16 protein-coding genes are annotated in these 17,263 nt (G+C 61.8%); 5 read left to right on the top strand and 11 right to left on the bottom strand.

Features of this window, described 5'->3' with window-relative positions; genetic code table 11:
* Positions 1-24 precede the first annotated feature (24 nt).
* The 4 genes from AB4N80_RS18555 to AB4N80_RS18540 all read right to left on the bottom strand — a co-directional run bounded on the left by AB4N80_RS18555 (position 25) and on the right by AB4N80_RS18540 (position 3,019).
* The gene (locus tag AB4N80_RS18555) at positions 25-519 is read right to left on the bottom strand and encodes a GNAT family N-acetyltransferase (protein ID WP_122565509.1); all 495 of its coding nucleotides are present in this window, start codon (positions 517-519) and stop codon (positions 25-27) included.
* A gap of 57 nt (positions 520-576) precedes the next feature.
* A complete protein-coding gene (zapE, locus tag AB4N80_RS18550; RefSeq protein WP_122565510.1) occupies positions 577-1,698 on the bottom strand; it encodes a cell division protein ZapE in 1,122 nt (373 codons plus the stop codon).
* A gap of 211 nt (positions 1,699-1,909) precedes the next feature.
* Entirely contained in the window at positions 1,910-2,251 is a 342-nt protein-coding gene (locus AB4N80_RS18545) for a nuclear transport factor 2 family protein (protein ID WP_122565511.1), read from the bottom strand.
* Between the two features lie 51 nt (positions 2,252-2,302).
* Positions 2,303-3,019 (bottom strand): helix-turn-helix transcriptional regulator, encoded by a 717-nt coding sequence (locus tag AB4N80_RS18540; RefSeq protein ID WP_305481655.1) that lies wholly within the window; start codon positions 3,017-3,019, stop codon positions 2,303-2,305.
* 272 nt (positions 3,020-3,291) lie between these two features.
* Between AB4N80_RS18540 and AB4N80_RS18535 the strand changes: the two genes are divergently transcribed.
* Entirely contained in the window at positions 3,292-3,762 is a 471-nt protein-coding gene (locus AB4N80_RS18535) for an LEA/WHy family protein (protein ID WP_122565513.1), read from the top strand.
* Between the two features lies 1 nt (position 3,763).
* On the opposite strand, the gene AB4N80_RS18530 is transcribed toward AB4N80_RS18535, so the two are convergent.
* On the bottom strand, positions 3,764-4,687 hold the full coding sequence (locus tag AB4N80_RS18530) for a carbon-nitrogen hydrolase family protein (protein WP_122565857.1): 924 nt from the start codon (positions 4,685-4,687) through the stop codon (positions 3,764-3,766).
* An 85-nt stretch (positions 4,688-4,772) separates the two neighbouring features.
* On the opposite strand from AB4N80_RS18530, the gene AB4N80_RS18525 reads away from it, so the two are divergent.
* On the top strand, positions 4,773-5,681 hold the full coding sequence (locus AB4N80_RS18525; RefSeq protein ID WP_305467158.1) for a LysR substrate-binding domain-containing protein: 909 nt from the start codon (positions 4,773-4,775) through the stop codon (positions 5,679-5,681).
* 3 nt (positions 5,682-5,684) lie between these two features.
* Here the strand turns inward: AB4N80_RS18525 and AB4N80_RS18520 are convergent, their stop codons facing one another.
* A complete protein-coding gene (locus AB4N80_RS18520; protein WP_003181187.1) occupies positions 5,685-5,939 on the bottom strand; it encodes a hypothetical protein in 255 nt (84 codons plus the stop codon).
* A gap of 162 nt (positions 5,940-6,101) precedes the next feature.
* On the opposite strand from AB4N80_RS18520, the gene AB4N80_RS18515 reads away from it, so the two are divergent.
* A complete protein-coding gene (locus AB4N80_RS18515) occupies positions 6,102-6,419 on the top strand; it encodes an ElaB/YgaM/YqjD family protein (RefSeq protein WP_122565514.1) in 318 nt (105 codons plus the stop codon).
* A gap of 185 nt (positions 6,420-6,604) precedes the next feature.
* On the opposite strand, the gene AB4N80_RS18510 is transcribed toward AB4N80_RS18515, so the two are convergent.
* The 3 genes from AB4N80_RS18510 to AB4N80_RS18500 all read right to left on the bottom strand — a co-directional run bounded on the left by AB4N80_RS18510 (position 6,605) and on the right by AB4N80_RS18500 (position 11,011).
* A complete protein-coding gene (locus tag AB4N80_RS18510; protein WP_305481658.1) occupies positions 6,605-8,482 on the bottom strand; it encodes a feruloyl-CoA synthase in 1,878 nt (625 codons plus the stop codon).
* A 141-nt stretch (positions 8,483-8,623) separates the two neighbouring features.
* Positions 8,624-10,072, bottom strand: coding sequence for an aldehyde dehydrogenase (locus tag AB4N80_RS18505; protein ID WP_305467161.1), 1,449 nt, complete (start codon positions 10,070-10,072; stop codon positions 8,624-8,626).
* Positions 10,073-10,180: 108 nt separating this feature from the next.
* Positions 10,181-11,011 (bottom strand): p-hydroxycinnamoyl CoA hydratase/lyase, encoded by an 831-nt coding sequence (locus AB4N80_RS18500; RefSeq protein WP_003202420.1) that lies wholly within the window; start codon positions 11,009-11,011, stop codon positions 10,181-10,183.
* Between the two features lie 213 nt (positions 11,012-11,224).
* Between AB4N80_RS18500 and AB4N80_RS18495 the strand changes: the two genes are divergently transcribed.
* A complete protein-coding gene (locus tag AB4N80_RS18495) occupies positions 11,225-11,710 on the top strand; it encodes a MarR family winged helix-turn-helix transcriptional regulator (protein WP_354336985.1) in 486 nt (161 codons plus the stop codon).
* 154 nt (positions 11,711-11,864) lie between these two features.
* On the opposite strand, the gene AB4N80_RS18490 is transcribed toward AB4N80_RS18495, so the two are convergent.
* A complete protein-coding gene (locus AB4N80_RS18490; protein ID WP_122565860.1) occupies positions 11,865-13,172 on the bottom strand; it encodes an OprD family porin in 1,308 nt (435 codons plus the stop codon).
* 314 nt (positions 13,173-13,486) lie between these two features.
* Between AB4N80_RS18490 and mhpT the strand changes: the two genes are divergently transcribed.
* A complete protein-coding gene (mhpT, locus tag AB4N80_RS18485) occupies positions 13,487-14,710 on the top strand; it encodes a 3-(3-hydroxy-phenyl)propionate transporter MhpT (RefSeq protein WP_122565517.1) in 1,224 nt (407 codons plus the stop codon).
* A 116-nt stretch (positions 14,711-14,826) separates the two neighbouring features.
* On the opposite strand, the gene AB4N80_RS18480 is transcribed toward mhpT, so the two are convergent.
* On the bottom strand, positions 14,827-17,247 hold the full coding sequence (locus AB4N80_RS18480) for an efflux RND transporter permease subunit (RefSeq protein WP_460078156.1): 2,421 nt from the start codon (positions 17,245-17,247) through the stop codon (positions 14,827-14,829).
* Positions 17,248-17,263: the final 16 nt, after the last annotated feature.

Raw genomic sequence — 17,263 nt, 5'->3', positions numbered from 1 at the left:
CCGAACCCGATCAGAAGCCCGCTTTTACAGGGGCTTGATCCAGAACTGCATATGACCGTGAGCCGGGTCGAACATGCCGGCGGCGAAACCAAATTTGGCGTAGCTGCCTTGGGCCACGGCATTGCCCTCGAGCACTTCCAGGGTAATCTTGCAGCAACCACGCTGGCGGGCGATGTCCTCGACCTTCTGCAGCATCTTCTGGCTCAACCCCAGGCCACGAAACTCCGGCATGACCGCCACGTCGTGGATATTTACCAAGGGCCGGCAGGCAAAGGTTGAAAAACCTTCGAAACAATTGACCAGCCCCGCCGGTTCGCCGTTGACGAAAGCCAGCACGCTGAAAGCATGAGGACGCTTGGCCAGTTCCTCGGGCAGGTGCAGCAGCACCTCGGCCGACAACGGATGTCCCCCGCCCATCGGGTCCTGCGCATAGCCGTTGAGCACATGACAGATCGCTTCGGCGTGGACCGGGTTGGTGTAGCTGGCTTGCAGAACAAGGATGTCCTTGGCTTCTTCCATGACCTTCCATCTCACTTCGGTAGTACCGGCGGCTCGACGCCGTCGGCGGGATACAGGTCAGGCGGGCTGACCAAAACGTTGCATTTGCATTTCCTGGAGGCGACTGAGCGTACGGCGAAACGGGAATTGCAGATAGCCCTCGGTGTACAACTCATCCATCGGCACCGCAGCCGAAAGGCACAACGGTACCTTGCGGTCGTAGCATTCGTCGACCAGAGCGATGAACCGCCGCACACCGTCGTCGTGGACCGACAACTGTGGCAGTTCACGGTCACCGGCCACGACCCGTTCAACGCCGTCCTCAGTACCCCGGGCGATGCGCCCTTCGCGCTGTTCGGCGCTCAGGCAGGGCACGTCACTGAGCAGGATGACGCTGAAGCGGTCACACAGCGCCATGAAGTCCAACGCCGAGAACGGTTGCTCGCACAGGTCGGCGTAGCGGCTCCAGAGCACGGTATCGCTGGCCTGGACCGGTTCAAGCAGACGGTGGCCGACTTCAATCGGTGCACTGCTCGACGCTTGCCCTGCGGTCAATTGGTTGAAGACATTGGCCAGCGGATCGGGTTGCCCGGGATCGCGCAACCAATAACGCTGCGCCAATTGGCCTGGGTGCTGGCGATGGTCTTGCCAGCCGTTCACTGGCACGACCTGCATGTGCTGCTTGATCGCGGTGATGGTTGGCAGGAAGCGCTCACGGTTGTGGCCGTTGGCATAGAGTTCTTCCGGCGGCAGGTTGGAGGTGCTCACCATCACCATGCCCAGTTCGAACATCACCTGGAACAAGCGCCCGAGGATGATCGCGTCGCCAATGTCGTTGACGAACAGTTCGTCAAAACACAGCACCCGTACTTCCGCGCTCAACTCCCGGGCCAAGGCTTGCAAAGGATCCGGCGTGCCGGTGAGCTGGAACGAGCGCTGGTGCACCCACGCCATGAAATGATGGAAGTGCTGACGGCGCGCCGGCACCTTGAGGCTTTCATAAAAGCGGTCCATCAGCCAGGTCTTGCCACGCCCCACCGGGCCCCAGAGATAAACACCCTTGATCGATTTGCGCCCCTCGTGCAACGCCTGGTGGCACTGCTCCAGCGCCATGATGGCCAATTCCTGGGCTTCGTCCTGGACGAAGCCGTGGTGTTCGATGGCATGCTGCCAGGCAGTCAAGGGGGAGTCGAAAGTCATACGGCCCGGGTCCGGAAAACGAAGGTGGGGAGTATGCCATGGCGGGCGACTGCAGAAACCCTGCACAGAACCCTGGCAAGGGGTTTATCTGTGGAAGCAAGGCCTGTGGGAGCATGGCTTGCCCGCGATAGTCGCGCCGCGGTCTAACAGCCAAACTGCGTTATCGTTCATCGCGGGCAAGCCTTGCTCCCACAGACCTGAGTGCAGAACTTTAAACCGAGATATCCAACCGACTGATCTTACCCTGCTCATCGAGCCGAAAGGTATAGCGCAACTCCAGCGGGCTACCGGGGAACGTCCCGGAAATCAGGTTCTGCACCAACACTTTGCCAGTGCGCTGCTGCACATTGAGGACCTCCACCCGCGGCTGGAAGCGCTGGGCGGTGTCTTCCATCCATTGGGCGATGGCCTGGGTGCCAACGCGGTGCTGGCCTTCATCGAACACGTTGGCATCCTCGGCGAAGAAACGCGTCACCGCCGAACTGTCACGGGCATTGGCAGCCGCGATGTAGCCGGCGATGGCCGGGGCCAGGGAAGAGACGGGATTGGACATGGTACGGCTCCTTGTTTTATCGATCTGGCACCATGCTAGAACAGCGTTGTGTCAGTTTTTGTCAGGAGTGAAACGCCCGGTTTCGTCCAACTTCATCAGCGCAAACCAGTCCCGCAACAAATCGCTGCGCCGGCCCGGATACCGCTCGCCCTGCTCGGTGGCCGAGGCAATCCGGTCGGTGCGAAAGGTCCGGTAGGCGCCGCGCAACTCGCACCAGGCCACCACCACCCGCGCTTCATTGAAAAAGCCCAGGGCCAGCGGCCAGATCAGGCGTTGGCTCGGGGTCTTGTTCACGTCGGCGTAGTCAATGTACAGCTTGGCCTGGGCGCGAATGGCCTGGCGGTACACATTCAATTCCACGGTGTTCTGCGGATAGCCATAACCCGGCGGGCCAGGCAGCACCGTGGGGTTGCGCAGAGCATCCCGCACATCCGGGGCCAGTACCGCGGCGACCTTCGCCAGGGCGTCGGCGGCGGCCTTGCCCAGCACCTCGTCGGCGCGTTGATCCACGTAGCGCAAGCCCAGCACAATGGCCTCTATTTCATCGGCGGTGAACATCAGTGGCGGCAGGAACAGGCCGCTGCGCAATACATAACCGATGCCTGCCTCGCCCTGGATCGGCGCGCCGAGGGCCGTGAGTTCGGCGATGTCGCGGTACAAGGTGCGCTCGGAAACGTTCAGTTCGCCCGCCAATGTCGCAGCGGTGACCGGGCAACGCTTGCCCCGCAAGACTTGCAGCAAAGTGAGCAGCCGAGTGGTACGCGACACGATGGTCTGTCCGGGAAGAAAAAAGATGACGCAGATTAGCAGAGGCTGGTGTCAGAAACTGTCAGGAGCCATAAGCCTTGTTAGGACCGAGAGCCTCGCAAGACTGTGGGAGCAAAGCTTGCTCGCGAAAAAGACACCTCGGTTCCTGAAAGACCGCACCACCTTCATCGCGGGCAAGCCTTGCTCCCACAGCAGGGCACGGTTGTCGTCGGAACGCTTTGGGGTATCGTGCTCAATCGCTGCCGGTTTTTTCATTCCTTGAGAGTTTATCCATGCGCAGAATCCTCGGCCTTTCCGTTTTCCTGATCCTGCTCAGCCTGAGCGCCTGCGCCCTCTTCCCCCACCGCGATCCGCTGAACATCAACGTGGTCGGCATCGAACCGCTGCCCAACCAGGGCCTGGAAGTGCGCTTCGCCGTGAAGCTGCGCGTGCAGAACCCCAACGAAACCGCCATCGACTACAACGGTGTGGCGCTGGACCTGGAGGTCAACGGCCGTACGCTGGCGACGGGGGTCAGTGACCAAACCGGCTCGATCCCGCGCTTCTCCGAAGCGATCCTGAGCGTGCCGGTGAGTATTTCGGCGTTTTCCGTGCTGCGCCAGACCCTGGGCCTGAGCCAGACCCAAAGCCTGGACAACCTGCCCTACGTGCTCAAGGGCAAGCTCGCCGGCGGCGTGTTCGGCACGATGCGCTTCGTCGACCGCGGGACCCTCGAACTGCCGGGTTCCGCGGCGACGTGGTGAATCACGCCGTGAAGCGCACGCCGGGCTTGGCGCGCTCGTCCACCACCAATTCGAACACGTCCGGCCTGGCGTAATGTCCGACCACGTCATAGTCGTAGCGCGCCCGCACCAGGTCATCGGTGTCGATTTCGGCGGTCAGTAACCCAGCGGTGTCTTTCAGCGGCCCGGCGAGCACATCGCCCATGGGCCCGACAATCACACTGCCACCGGCAATCAGCGGCCGCTCGGCCGGCCAGTGCGCAACGTCGATGCCCAGGGCCTGCGGCGAGGCCTGGACCTGACAGGCACTGACCACAAAACAACGCCCTTCGTGGGCGATATGGCGCATGGTCACCTGCCACATCTCCCGCTCATCCACCGTTGGCGCACACCAGACGTCCACCCCCTTGGCGTACATCGCGGTGCGCAGCAGCGGCATCATGTTTTCCCAGCACACCGCCGCGCCAACCCGACCAACCTGGCTGTCGATCACCGGCAAGGTCGAACCATCGCCCTTGCCCCAGATCAGCCGCTCGGTGCCGGTGGGCATCAACTTGCGGTGCCGGGCCACCAGGCCCGCATCGGGTTCGAAATACAGCGCGGTGCAGTACAGGGTGCTGCCGACACGCTCGATAACGCCCAGCACCAGGCTTGCCCCCGTACGCGCCGACAGTCCGGCCAGCGCTTCGGTTTCAACGCCGGGCACGTCAATAGCATTGGCAAAATAACGGGCAAACGCCTCGCGCCCCTCCGGCAACCGGTAACCCAGTTGAGTGCCGAACCCCTCGCCCTTGGGATAACCACCGAGCAACGCTTCAGGCATCACCACCAGGCGTGCGCCAGCCTGGCGAATGGCGTCTTCATAGGAAAGGATCTGCGCCAGGGTCTCGCCCTTGCCACCAGGCAACGAACCGATCTGCAGGGCAGCCACAATGGATTTGGGCATGGTTTTCAACTCCTTGATCATCAGGTGTTGCTGATTCTCAAGGAGCGGCCGATCATGAATAAAGCCCAAAATGCTGCTAAATGATATGAGCCTAATGAATATCGCCGACATCGACCTCAACCTGCTCAAGACCTTCGAAGCCCTGCACGACGAATCCAGCGCCAGCCGCGCCGCCGTGCGCCTGGGCGTGACCCAGTCGGCCATCAGTGCCGCATTGCGCAGGCTGCGCGATTTATACGGCGATCAATTATTCGTGCGCACGGGCCGGGGCTTGGCGCCGACGCTACGGGCGAACCAGCTGAAGCCGGTGATCAGCGAAGCACTGGACAAATGCCGCCAGAGCCTGGCGATGGTCGATCCGGATGCCAGCCATTACGAGGGCCGCTCGGTCATCGTCGGCCTGTCGGACGATTTCGAGATTGCCCATGGGCGCCGCCTGATCGAGGAGGTGGCCCGTCGCGCACCGGGCCTGCGCTTGATTTTCCGACAGACCCACAGCCAGATCGTCGGCCGGGCCCTGATGGAGCGCGACCTCGACCTGGCGATCACGGCGGGCGGTTTCGCGCAGCGGTTGCTCAGCCGCCAGGTATTGGGCGAAGGCGATTACGCTTGCCTGTTGGACGCGGCGAGCCTGGCGCAAGACCAACAATCCCTCAGCCTGGAGGCGTTCGTGGCCCGTGAGCATCTGTTGGTGTCTTCGGGAGGGTTCATCGGTATCACCGACGAGGGGCTGGCCGGGCTTGGCCTGAGTCGGCGAGTCTGTGCCTCGACCACTCACTTTGCCGCGTTGCCGTTCCTGCTCAAGGGCAGCCAGGCCGTGGCGACGATTCCGGCCCATGCCGCCCGGGCCATCGCCGCCCTCAGCGGCCTGGCCTTGCTGCCCTGCCCCCTGGCCTTGCCCCGCTACCCCATCGAACTGGGCTGGCGGACCCACACGCAAATGGATCCGGCAGTGCTCAAGGTACGCGAGGCCATTACCGCGACGTTTGCCTGAGGTTTACTTGTTGGCGGCCATCAGGCGATTGACTTCACTGCGCACCATGTTGGCGTATTCCGGCGGCGACATGCCGTCCAGTTCGGCACGCACCCACTCGGCCCACTTGCCCTTGCGTTTGGAGCGCTCGCCGAACAGGCGGGCGGCATCGCCCTTGGCCTTGCCCAGGTTGTTTTGCCACAGTTCAAAGAGTCGGGATTTTTCGTCTTCCAGCGCGGCGCGCTCGGCCAGGGGCTTGTCAGCCAGATTGAAGCTCATGGGAATTACCTGTTGCGTAAATAGGCGCCATCTTACACCTTGCTGGGAAACGTCTTAACCACGATTTGCGATGGACTGCCCTGCCAGCGCCCAGCGCTGCAACTTTTTTAGAGCCGCAGCACTCCATTGTTCAATGCCATCATCCACACAAGGAGTACTTCCATGGCCCGTAAAGGCACCGTGCAAGCGAACGGAGAGCAAATCAAGGATCAAGCCTTCAGCGAATTGACGGCGCTGATTGAAGAATCGGAAAAACTGCTCAAGAGCAGTGCCTCGCTGGTGGGCGAAGAGGCCGAGAACCTGCGAGGCCAGATATCCCAGAAACTGCAACAGGCGCGCGACTCGGTCACCAGCGCACGGGAGCGCACTCGTCCCATGGTCGATGCCACTGAAGTCTATATTGGTGGCCATCCCTGGCAGACCGTGGCGATTTCCGCTGGGTTCGGGCTGGTGGTGGGGTTGCTGCTGGGACGGCGTTAAACAACTGCCCCAGAACCCTCACTGCGATTTTATGAGTGGTTAAAACTGTGGGAGCGAGCTTGCTCGCGATGGCGGTATGTCAGGCAACATCAATGCTGCTGGACCACCGCTATCGCGAGCAAGCTCGCTCCCACAGGGATTTGTGAGTGACACAGGTACTGTGTGAACCCGCACAAGGTCTTGCCTTAAGCCACAGGCCCCGCCCGCAGGATCGAAGCATCCTCCCCGCGGTACAGCGCCTCGACCTTCCCCGCCCGCCACTGCAACACCGCTCGCTGGTTGATCGACCCCTTATCGGTGATTTCACCACGGTCGATGGACGCCGGTTCATCGAGCAAGGCAATCCACTCCACGCGACTGGCGTTGCCGCTGGCTTCGCGGTTCAGGCGTTGCAGCCAGTCGGCGAACCATTGGCGTACCGGCGGACTGGCGAGGACCTGGGTGTCGCTGGCCTCCGCCCCCAGGCCAGACAGGCGTCGGCATTCAGCAAGCCGTGGAAACACCAGCGCGCCCAGGCATTCGCGATCCGGTGCGGTGATCACCAGGTCCTGAACATAGGGCGTGCCTTCCAGCACCGCCCGGTTGCGCAACGGCCCGACGCTGACGAAGACACCGGAAGACAATTTGAAATCCTCGGCAATTCGCCCATCGAACATCAGCCCCAGTTGCGGATTGCTGGCATCGGCCAGCTTGATCGCATCCCCTGAACAATAGAAACCGTCCTCATCGAACACTTCGGCCGTCTGCTGCGCCGAACGCCAGTAGCCAGGCATGATGTGCGGCCCACGAAAACGCCCTTCGAACTTGCCGTCCACCGGCACTAGGCGGACCTCGCACCCGGGGGCCGGAAGGCCGATGTAGCCGGCCATGGACAAGGGGCCGGTGGTGAAGGTGCAGGACGGCGACGCCTCGGTCATGCCCAGGCCCGCCATCATGCGGATACGTTCGCCACAATGCTGCTCGGCGACCTTGTCGAGCCGGTCCCAGGTAGTTTGCGACAGACCCGCCGCGGCGAAGAAGAACAGGCTGATGCGCTTGAAGAAACGCTCGCGCAATTCACCGTCCTGCTCCAGGGCGCTGACCAGTTCCTCCCAGCCCTTGGGCACGGTCAGGTAGGCGGTGGGCGATATTTCCTTGAGGTTGCGCAGGGTCTCGGCGAAGCCCTGGGCGGTGGGTTTGCCGTCGTCCAGGTAGAACGTGCCGCCGTTGTACAGCACGATGCCGAGGTTGTGGCTGCCGCCGAACGTGTGGTTCCACGGCAGCCAGTCCACCAGCACCGGCGGCACCTCACCGAACACTGGAAAGGTCTGCAGCAGCATCTGCTGATTGGCGCACAACATACGCTGGGTGGTGATCACGGCCTTGGGCAACTTGGTGGAGCCGGAGGTAAACAGGAACTTGGCGATACTGTCCGGGCCGGTGGCGGCGAACGCCTGCTCGGCCTCCGCGCCGCCGGGTTGGGCCAGCAGGCTGGCGAAGCTTGTCCTCGACCGGCCCGGCATCTCTCCACGCACGGTGATCAAGGGAACGTCCGCCGGCAATACGGCATTGATCGCCCGCTCGAACGGTGCGGCTTCGCTGACAAACACCAACCCCGGCTGCAACAGATCGCAGACGTGGCGCAGCTTGGCGAAATCCTGGGACAGCAATGAATAAGCCGGCGACACCGGGCAATAGGGAATGCCGGCGTACATCGCGCCGAGGGCCATTTGCAGGTGTTCGATGTCGTTGCCGGAGAGCAACGCCAGGGGTTTTTCCGCCGATAAACCGTAACTGAGCAAACTTTGGGCTATGGCGCGGACACTGTCGAGCATCTGCGCATAACTGACCCGGCGCCAGTCACCGCCCGCTTCACGGGCCGCGATAAACGTCTGCTGTGGGCGCACCTCGGCCCAGTGCACCAGGCGCTCTAGCAAACGCGCCGGCAACGGAGCCAGGGGTTCCAGGGAGCGCATGTGCAAGATGCCGTGCTCTTCCCGGACTTCGACGGCAGGGTGACCAATCGACACCTGGCGATACCGCCCGGCCTCGGGTCGGGAGGACGATCTGGACTCGGAACTCACGTACATTTCCTCCACCAAGGCACACTCGGGTCGCGATGCGAGCGGAGCGTGGCAGCGCTGGGCTGCGGCCTTGTCATTGTTATTCTGGCCTGCATCCGGGCGACGGCTTTCAAGGCTCGACCGCCCGTGATGCAACGGGTTTCAGATCGGGTAATGCCGCGGACCGTTCTGCAGGGTCACCCAACGCAACTGGGTGAAATGTTCGATGGACGCCTTGCCGCCAAAGCTGCCGTAACCGCTGGACTTGACCCCGCCGAAGGGCATCTGCGCCTCGTCGTGCACGGTCGGCCCGTTTATGTGGCAAATGCCCGACTCGACCCGCTGGGCCAAAGCCAGCGCACGACTCGTGTCGCGGCTGAAGATGGCGGCCGACAAGCCGAACTCGGAATCGTTGGCCAGGCGCAGCAGTTCTTCATCGCCGTCACCGCGCAACAGCACCGCCACCGGCCCGAAGGATTCTTCGCGGTACAGGCGCATTTGCGCAGTGACGCCGTCGAGCAAAGTCGGCTGCAGGATGCTGCCTTCCAACTGGCCACCGGTGACCAGCGTTGCGCCTTTGGCCAAGGCATCGTCGATCAGCCCTTTGATGCGCTGGCCGGCACTGGCATCGACCAACGAGCCCAACACCGAATCACCTGCCGCCGGATCACCGGCACGCAAGGTGGCGATCTTGGCGCTCAGCCGGGCGATGAACTCATCCGCCACCCGGGCGTCGACGATCAGGCGCTCGGTGGACATGCAAATCTGGCCCTGGTTGAAGTAGGCCCCGAAGGCGGCCGCTTGCACGGCTGCATCCAGGTCGGCGTCGTCCAGCACCAGCAGCGGCGCCTTGCCACCCAGTTCCAGCAAAGCCGGTTTGAGATGGCGCGCCGACAGTTCGCCGACGATGCGCCCAACGTGGGTCGAACCGGTGAAGTTGACCCGGCGCACCGCCGGGTTGGCGATCAACCGTTCGACAATGGCCGGCGCATCCGCCGGTGCGTTACAGATCACGTTGACCACGCCGTCACCCAGCCCGGCGTCCTGCAACACCTGGCCGATCAGCCGGTGCACGGCCGGGCTTATCTCGGAAGCCTTGAGCACCACGGTATTACCGCAGGCCAGGGGCATGGCGATGGCACGGGTGGCGAGAATCACCGGGGCGTTCCATGGCGCGATGCCCAGCACCACGCCACAGGGCTGACGCAGGGCCATGGCAAAACTGCCAGGCACGTCCGAAGGAATGATTTCACCGTTGATCTGGGTCGTCATCGACGCCGCTTCGCGGAGCATGTTCGCCGCCAGGTGCACGTTGAAGCCGTACCAGTTGGCCATGGCACCGGTCTCGCCGGCAGCAGCGACGAATTCACTGCTACGGGCCTGCAACTGTTCGGCCGCACGCAACAGACGCGTGCGGCGCTCGTTGGGCGCCAGCGCGGCCCAGGCGGGAAACGCCGCTTGGGCGGCGGCCACGGCGGCATCGGCGTCTTCCAGGGTGGCGGCGGCCACGCGAGACACCACCTCACCCGTCACCGGGTTGCAGCGTTCGAAGGTCCGGCCGTCGCGGGCCGGGCACGACTGGCCGCCAATCAACAGGGGCACGTCCAGCATGGTGATTCCTCTTTTTTGTCTTTATCGGGAATACATCGCAGTGGTGTAACAGTAGCGCCAGGGCGAGGCAGCGAACAGCGGGATGCGGCCCGCCATTCGCCGGTCGATTCAGCGCTTATAGGTCTGCAAGCCCGGCTTGATGCTCTTGTCGTCCAGGAACTGCTTCATGCCCTGCTCGCGGCCACCTTCGGTGTCGAGCAGGCGCGACTGGTCGAGCTTGGCGTACAGGTAATCCTCGTTCTGCTCCCAGGTCAGTTCGCGGCAGCGTTTGAAGCCATGCTTGGCCGCCCGCAGCACCACCGGGTTCTTTTCCAACAGGTTGCGCGCCAGTTCCACGGTGACTTCACGCAGCTGCGCCAAAGGCACGCTCTCATTGACCAGGCCCATTTCAGCGGCTTTCTGCCCGCCGAAGGTCTTGCCGGTCATGATGTAGTACAGCGATTGGCGATGGCCCACGGTATCGGCCATGGCCTTGCTGACCAGGTTGCCCGGCGGGATGCCCCAGTTGATTTCCGAGAGACCGAAGGTCGCTTCGTCGGCGCAGATCGCCAGGTCGCATGCCACCAGCGGACTGAAACCGCCACCGAAGCACCAGCCGTTGACCATGGCGATGGTCGGCTTGGCGTACATGCGCAGCAATTTCCACTGCCACTGCGACGCTTCGCGACGGATTTTTTCCTGGAGGATTTCCGGCCCGGCATCCACTTCGCGGAAATATTCCTTGAGGTCCATGCCAGCGGTCCAGGCATCGCCGGCCCCGGTCAGCACCAATACGCCTGCGGCTGGATCCTGCTCCAGGGTCTCGAGCACGTCGATCATCTCGCGATTGAGGGTCGGGCTCATGGCGTTGCGTTTTTCCGGGCGATTGAGGGTGACCCAGGCGATGCCCTCCTCGATATCGACCTTGACCGTTTTCCAGCGACCTTCGTAATTGCTCATGATGCGTGCTCTCTTGTTCTTGGCTGAAGATGATCAAAAATTAAACCGGAAATTTAGTTATGTCAATTAACTATTAATCTGTTTATCTGTATTTTTCCGGGGCTGGGTCGAAGGTTAAAAAATTCGAATATGCACAAGCCCGTAGCCACGGCGCCGCAACCCCGGCAAACTGGATAGCCTTGTTAATCACTTATCTTGAGGAAGCTCATTTCGATGGCCAAGTCTTCCAAGCCTGCCGAACCCGCCGAGACCCTGGTCGCCGGTACCGACGCGCAGGCACCGCTGGACTCCGCGCTGGACGACCTGATCGGCTATGCCCTGCGCCGCGCCCAGTTGAAACTGTTCCAGAACCTGATCGGCCGGCTCGCCGTCCACGATTTGCGCCCCGCCCAGTTCTCGGCCCTGGCGATCATCGACCAGAACCCCGGGCTGATGCAGGCCGACCTGGCCAAGGCCCTGGCGATCGAACCGCCGCAAGTGGTGCCGCTGCTGAACAAACTGGAAAGCCGTGCCCTGGCCGTGCGCGTGCGCTGCAAGCCGGACAAGCGCTCCTATGGGATTTTCCTGAGCAAGACCGGCGAAACCCTGCTCAAGGAGCTCAAGCACATCGCCGCCCAGAGCGACCTCGACTCCACCGTGGCCCTCTCAGGGGCTGAGCGTGAGGAGTTGTTGCGGTTGTTGAAGAAGGTTTACCAGTAACAGAACACCGCTCCCCCTGTGGCGAGGGAGCTTGCTCCCGCTATGTGAGAGCAAAGCTTGCTCGCGACGAAGGCACCTCGATTTCTGAAAAACCGCAGTGCGTTCATCGCGGGCAAGCCTTGCTTCCACAAAAGCTAGCCAGGCCACTCGAAAGTCACCAGATCGGCACGCTGTACGTCACCAGGAACCGGGTCTGGTTCTCATCGCGAAACGCCGCCGTGCCCGGAAAGTCGTTGCGATAGATCGACTTGCGCGCCAGCAGCCCGACGTTCTTCAATGGGCCGCTCTGGATCACGTACCCCAGCTCCATCTGGAACTCACGCTCCTTGCGATCCTCGGCATTCAGGGCCGCCAGCTCGATGTGATCGCCACGCACATAACGCAGGCGAGTCCTCAGGCCCGGCACGCCTACGGCGGCGAAGTCGTAGTCATGGATCGCCTGCCAGGTGCGCTCCTTGGCGTTGAGAAAGTCCGAGCTCATGGTCATTTCACTCAAGCCCATCAACTCGGTGCCGGACACATACGGCGTGGCCGTATCGCCACTGGCGTGCATGTAGCCCAGGCTCACGCGATGCCCGCCCAGGCGATAGCCGACCAGCGCCGAGACATTGCGGTTATCCACCTTTCCGGCCTTGGCCGCGCCGTCTTCGTCACTGAAAAAACTGCGCAGGTCGGTGGTCAGGACGCCGTCGCCCAGGGGCAGGTTATGCAGCAATGCCAGGGTGTTCTGCTGGTACAGGTCCGCCACTTCAGCGTGGTAGGCCCGCAGACTGAGGTCTTTGTTGACCTGATAGTCGCCGCCTACATACGCCATATGAGAAGAGGTCGCCGCGCCGTTGAATCGGCGGTTGGGCGAGGCGATGCTCATCGGCTGGTAATCGGTGGAATCGCGCCGGGCGATGCGATCGATATAACCGGTGTTCAACGTCAAACCGTCGAAATCCTTGGAACTGAGCGTCGTCCCGCGAAAGGTCTGCGGCAGTAACCGCGACGGACTGGCAAAGGCAAACGGCAGGAAGATCGACACATCGCCGGTCTTCACCGTGGTTTGAGCGAAACGCAGCTTGCCGGTCACGCCCAGGCGCGAATACTCATCCGCCGCACGCTTGTCGCTACTGGAGACCGGCAACAGTTCGGTGCCGCTGCGATCCGGCGACGAATCCAGCTTGATGCCCAGCAATCCCCTGACATCCAGGCCGAACCCGACCGTGCCCGGGGTGAACCCCGACTCCATATTCATGAACACACCCTGAGCCCATTCCCGGGCTGCGGTTTTGGCGCCGTTGTCCTTGTAGTCGCGATCCATGTAGTAGTTGCGCAGGGTCAGGGTACCGTGGCTGCCGTCGATGAAGCCTTCCGCCCACAATACGGGGGAACCGAGGCTCAGCCCGAGACAGGCCAGCAGAGGGACGAGAGATGAAACAGGGCGCGCCGTCAGCGTGTCCCGAGCAAGGTTTGGCATGTTCGGTGTCCATTTATTGTTGTTGTTTTGATCGACCCTGCCTTGGCGATGGAGGGCCGTGCGGACAAAGAATGGAAACGGCACGGGCGCTTCGTCAATCACGAACGTCCGATAATCGAACATTAATATAATTAACTAATTTACTAATTAATCCATGGATTGTTGCCAAGCACCTGATTTTCATCATGAACTGGCCGCATATTGACGTCCTCCTGGCACCCTTCATTTTTTAGTTAGCTTTGTTAATCTTAAAAGTACCCCGCCCGGTTTCCTCCGAGCCGGTGTCCCTCACAAAAACAATAAGAGGATTTGCCATGGACCGTCCGGCGCGTCGTGCGACGCTGACCATTGCCTTGTGTTTCATCGTTGCGTTGATCGAGGGTTTCGACCTGCAGTCAGCCGGTACCGCTGCCGCAGGGCTACGGCAGACGTTTGCCCTTGACCCGAAAATGATGGGTTGGGTGTTCAGCGCCGGCATCATCGGATTGCTACCGGGGGCGTTTTTTGGTGGCTGGATCGCCGATCGCATCGGTCGCAAGAAAATCCTCATCGCGGCTGTCTTGCTGTTCGGCGTATTTTCCCTCAGTACCGCTTATGTCGAACACTTCTCCAGCCTGTTGCTGGTGCGCTTCATGACCGGCCTGGGCCTGGGCGCCGCCCTGCCCAACCTCATTGCCCTGTGTGCCGAAGCCGTGGGCGAACAGCGCCGGGGCACGGCCATCAGCGTGATGTATGCGGGGGTGCCGTTGGGCGGTGCGTTGGCCGCCGTGGTCGCGATGCTGTTTGGCGAGCATTGGCAGATGACGTTTTTCATCGGTGGGTTGGCGCCTTTGCTGGTAGTCCCGCTGATGCTTCTGTGGCTTCCCGAATCCAGTGCCTTTCGCCAGGCCCGGGATGGCGGCTCCTCGCGGGGCTCCACCGCCCAGGCGTTGTTTGGTGAAGGTCGCGGCCGTACCACGGTGGCGCTCTGGCTGAGTTATTTCTTCACCCTGACGGTGATGTACATGTTGCTCAACTGGCTGCCGTCATTGCTGCTGGAACAGGGCTTCAGCAAACCCCAGGCTGGTCTGGTGCAGATGCTGTTCAACATCGGTGGCGCCCTTGGCTCGTTGCTGGGGGGGCTGTTGCTGGACCGTTGCAATGGCATCAAGGTGGTGCTGTTCGTCTATGCCGGTCTGCTGAGCGCCCTGGCCGGGGTTGGGTTGTCCGTTGGTATCGTGCCCATGGCCATTGCCGGGTTTGCCGCCGGGTTGTTTGTCATGGCTGCACAGTTGGTGCTCTATGCGTTGGCACCGCCCTCCTACCCGACGGCCGTGCGTGCGACGGGGGTGGGTGCAGCGGTGGCCATCGGGCGCCTGGGGTCGGTGGCCGGGCCTTTGGCCGCCGGGCAGATCCTCGCGGCCGGGGGTGGGACCACTGCTGTATTGCTGGCGACTTCCCCGGGGTTGGTGGTTGCTACGTTGGCTGTTCTTAGTGTGATTCGTTATTCGGCCGGGCCGCGGTTGGGTGCGGCGAAGTCGGTTGTGGGGAATTCCTGATTTTGGTGCGTATATCCGTTGTTTAGGTCACGGCGACTTATGGTTCCGCCGTAAGGGCGGAACCCTAAGCAGCCGTTACCTAAATAACGGATATTCACCCCCCACAAAAAATGCCATCACCCCTGAACCCACCGCTCCCGCCGACTCAACTCAGGCTTTTTTAAAAACACCCTCTGCGGCAGCAACAACCAAGCCAAGGCCGGCAGCAGAATCAAAGCCCCAAGCATATTCACCAAAAACATAAAGGCCAGCAAAACCCCCATGTCAGCCTGGAACTTGATCGGCGAAAACGCCCAGGTCGACACCGCCACCGCCAATGTCATACCCGTCAGCAACACCACCTTGCCGGTGAACAGCAGCGCCTGGTAATACGCCTGGGCCAAGGTGTCGCCAGCACGCATCCGCGCCAGGATCACACTCAACACATAGAGCGCATAATCGACGCCAATACCCACACCCAATGCAATGACCGGCAATGTTGCGACTTTCACCCCCATGCCCAGCCCTACCATCAGCGCCTCGCACAGGATAGAGGTAAGCATCAGCGGCAGCATCGCGCACAGAGTCGCCCGCCAACTGCGGAAGGTCAGCAAGCACAGCAGACTGACCGCACCGTAGACCCAGAACAGCATCTCGCGCATGGACTTCTTCACGACGATATTGGTCGCCGCTTCGATCCCCGCGCTGCCGGCCGCCAGCATGAACTTGACCTCTGGCATCTGATGCCCGGCAATGAATCGTTCGCTGGCCTCCACCACCCGGTTCAAGGTGTCAGCCTTGTGATCGGCCAGGTAGACGTACAACGACAGCATCGAGCAGCCCTGATTGAACAACTCTCGCGGAGCACGGGTCTGCACGGCACCCAGTGCGCCGTCGTTGGGGATCAGTTCATACCATTTGAAGTTGCCTTCGTTATAACCGGCCGTGGCGATCTTGCTCAGCGCCGCCATCGAGGTGGTCGATTCCACGCCGGGCAATTGCTCCAGTTGCCAAGCCAGCGCATCTACCGCGGACAGACTGGCGTAACGGGTGCATTGATCTTCTGGGGTCTTGATCATGACCACGAAAATATCCGAGCTGGCCGCGTAGTTTTGGGTCATGAACAACGCATCGCGGTTGTAGCGCGAGTCGGCACGCAACTCTGGAGCACCGGGGTCCAGGTCGCCGATTTTCAGGTGCAGGCTCACGGCAAAACCAAACGCGGCCAACAGCAAGCCCGCCAACATGGCACCCATGGCCCAACGGCGTTGGGTGAAAAGATCGAGCACGCGCCACAGTGGATGCTTGATCTGCGCCTGCTGCTCGGTGGTTTCCGCACTGAGGCTGCGTTGCGCCGCCGCCGGGCTGACGCCGATATAGCTGAGCAGGATCGGCAGCAGGATCAGGTTGGTGAAGATCAGCACCGCCACGCCGAGGCTGGCGGTGATCGCCAGGTCCTGGATCACCCGAATATTGATCAGCAGCAACACCGCAAAACCGACCGCGTCACAGAGCAACGCGGTGATGCCGGCAGCGAACAGTCGGCGGAAGGTGTAGCGCGCGGCGACCACCCGGTGGGTGCCACGGCCGATGTCCTGCATGATGCCATTCATCTTCTGCGCGCCATGGCTCATGCCAATGGCGAACACCAGGAACGGCACCAGTGCCGAGTAAGGGTCCAGCTCATAACCGAGCAAGGCCAGCAGCCCCAGTTGCCAAAGCACCGCCGCCAGAGAACAGGTCACCACCACCAGGGTGCTGCGCGCGCAACGGGTGTAGCCAAACAGCACCAATACCGTCACCAGTACCGCCACCACGAAGAACAGCAGAACCTGGGTCATGCCCTCGATCAGGTCGCCGACGATCTTGGTAAAGCCGGTGATATGGATGCGCAGGTCATCGGTCTGGTACTTGTCGCGCAACGCCTCCAGTTGCCGGGAAAACTCGCCATAGTCCAGCGCCTTGCCCGTCTGCGGATTGATTTCCAGCAACGGCACGAAGATCACGCTGGACTTGAAGTTGCCGGCGACCAATTGACCGACTTCCCCGGAGCGGGCCACATTGGTCCGCACCTGCTCGATGCTGGCGGCCGATCCGTCGTAGTCGTCAGGGATCACCGTGCCGCCGTCGAGCCCTTCCTCGGTCACGGCGGTCCAGCGCGTGGTCGGAGTCCATAACGATTTCATGTAGGGTCGGTCGACACCCGGCAGCAGATAGAGCTCGTCGTTGAGCTTGGCCAGGGTATCGAGGTAGTCCTTGGTGAAAATGCTCCCCTGCTTGACCTCCACGGCAATGCGCAGCGAGTTGCCCAGGCCGCTCAATTCACTGCGGTTCTCAAGGAAGTTGGCGACGTAGGGATGCCCGGTGGGAATGGTCTTCTCATAGCTGGCATTGATGCCGATGCGCGTGGCTTGCCAACCCAGCACCAAGGTCACCAGCAGGCACAGCAGGATCACCAGCGGGCGATGGTTGAAGATCGCCCGCTCGGCGAAGTTGCCCGACGCCCGGTCGAAGTCTTCCTGGCGGCCGATCACGGTTTGGATTCTGTCGTCTTTCAAGTTTGACTCCTGTTGC

The sequence above is a fragment of the Pseudomonas sp. H3_A02 genome, from assembly GCF_054671965.1.
Note: the sequence above shows the minus strand (reverse complement) of the source record. Positions and strands in the feature narration are given on the sequence as shown.

What these genes read in the sequence shown, in the direction of transcription:
- AB4N80_RS18555 (WP_122565509.1), bottom strand. Translation starts at nt 519, where the DNA reads ATGGAAGAAGCCAAGGACATCCTTGTTCTGCAAGCCAGCTACACCAAC.
- AB4N80_RS18525 (WP_305467158.1), top strand. Translation starts at nt 4,773, where the DNA reads ATGAGCCTAATGAATATCGCCGACATCGACCTCAACCTGCTCAAGACC.
- zapE (WP_122565510.1), bottom strand. Translation starts at nt 1,698, where the DNA reads ATGACTTTCGACTCCCCCTTGACTGCCTGGCAGCATGCCATCGAACAC.
- AB4N80_RS18535 (WP_122565513.1), top strand. Translation starts at nt 3,292, where the DNA reads ATGCGCAGAATCCTCGGCCTTTCCGTTTTCCTGATCCTGCTCAGCCTG.
- AB4N80_RS18500 (WP_003202420.1), bottom strand. Translation starts at nt 11,011, where the DNA reads ATGAGCAATTACGAAGGTCGCTGGAAAACGGTCAAGGTCGATATCGAG.
- AB4N80_RS18490 (WP_122565860.1), bottom strand. Translation starts at nt 13,172, where the DNA reads ATGCCAAACCTTGCTCGGGACACGCTGACGGCGCGCCCTGTTTCATCT.
- AB4N80_RS18520 (WP_003181187.1), bottom strand. Translation starts at nt 5,939, where the DNA reads ATGAGCTTCAATCTGGCTGACAAGCCCCTGGCCGAGCGCGCCGCGCTG.
- AB4N80_RS18515 (WP_122565514.1), top strand. Translation starts at nt 6,102, where the DNA reads ATGGCCCGTAAAGGCACCGTGCAAGCGAACGGAGAGCAAATCAAGGAT.
- AB4N80_RS18545 (WP_122565511.1), bottom strand. Translation starts at nt 2,251, where the DNA reads ATGTCCAATCCCGTCTCTTCCCTGGCCCCGGCCATCGCCGGCTACATC.
- mhpT (WP_122565517.1), top strand. Translation starts at nt 13,487, where the DNA reads ATGGACCGTCCGGCGCGTCGTGCGACGCTGACCATTGCCTTGTGTTTC.
- AB4N80_RS18530 (WP_122565857.1), bottom strand. Translation starts at nt 4,687, where the DNA reads ATGCCCAAATCCATTGTGGCTGCCCTGCAGATCGGTTCGTTGCCTGGT.
- AB4N80_RS18505 (WP_305467161.1), bottom strand. Translation starts at nt 10,072, where the DNA reads ATGCTGGACGTGCCCCTGTTGATTGGCGGCCAGTCGTGCCCGGCCCGC.
- AB4N80_RS18495 (WP_354336985.1), top strand. Translation starts at nt 11,225, where the DNA reads ATGGCCAAGTCTTCCAAGCCTGCCGAACCCGCCGAGACCCTGGTCGCC.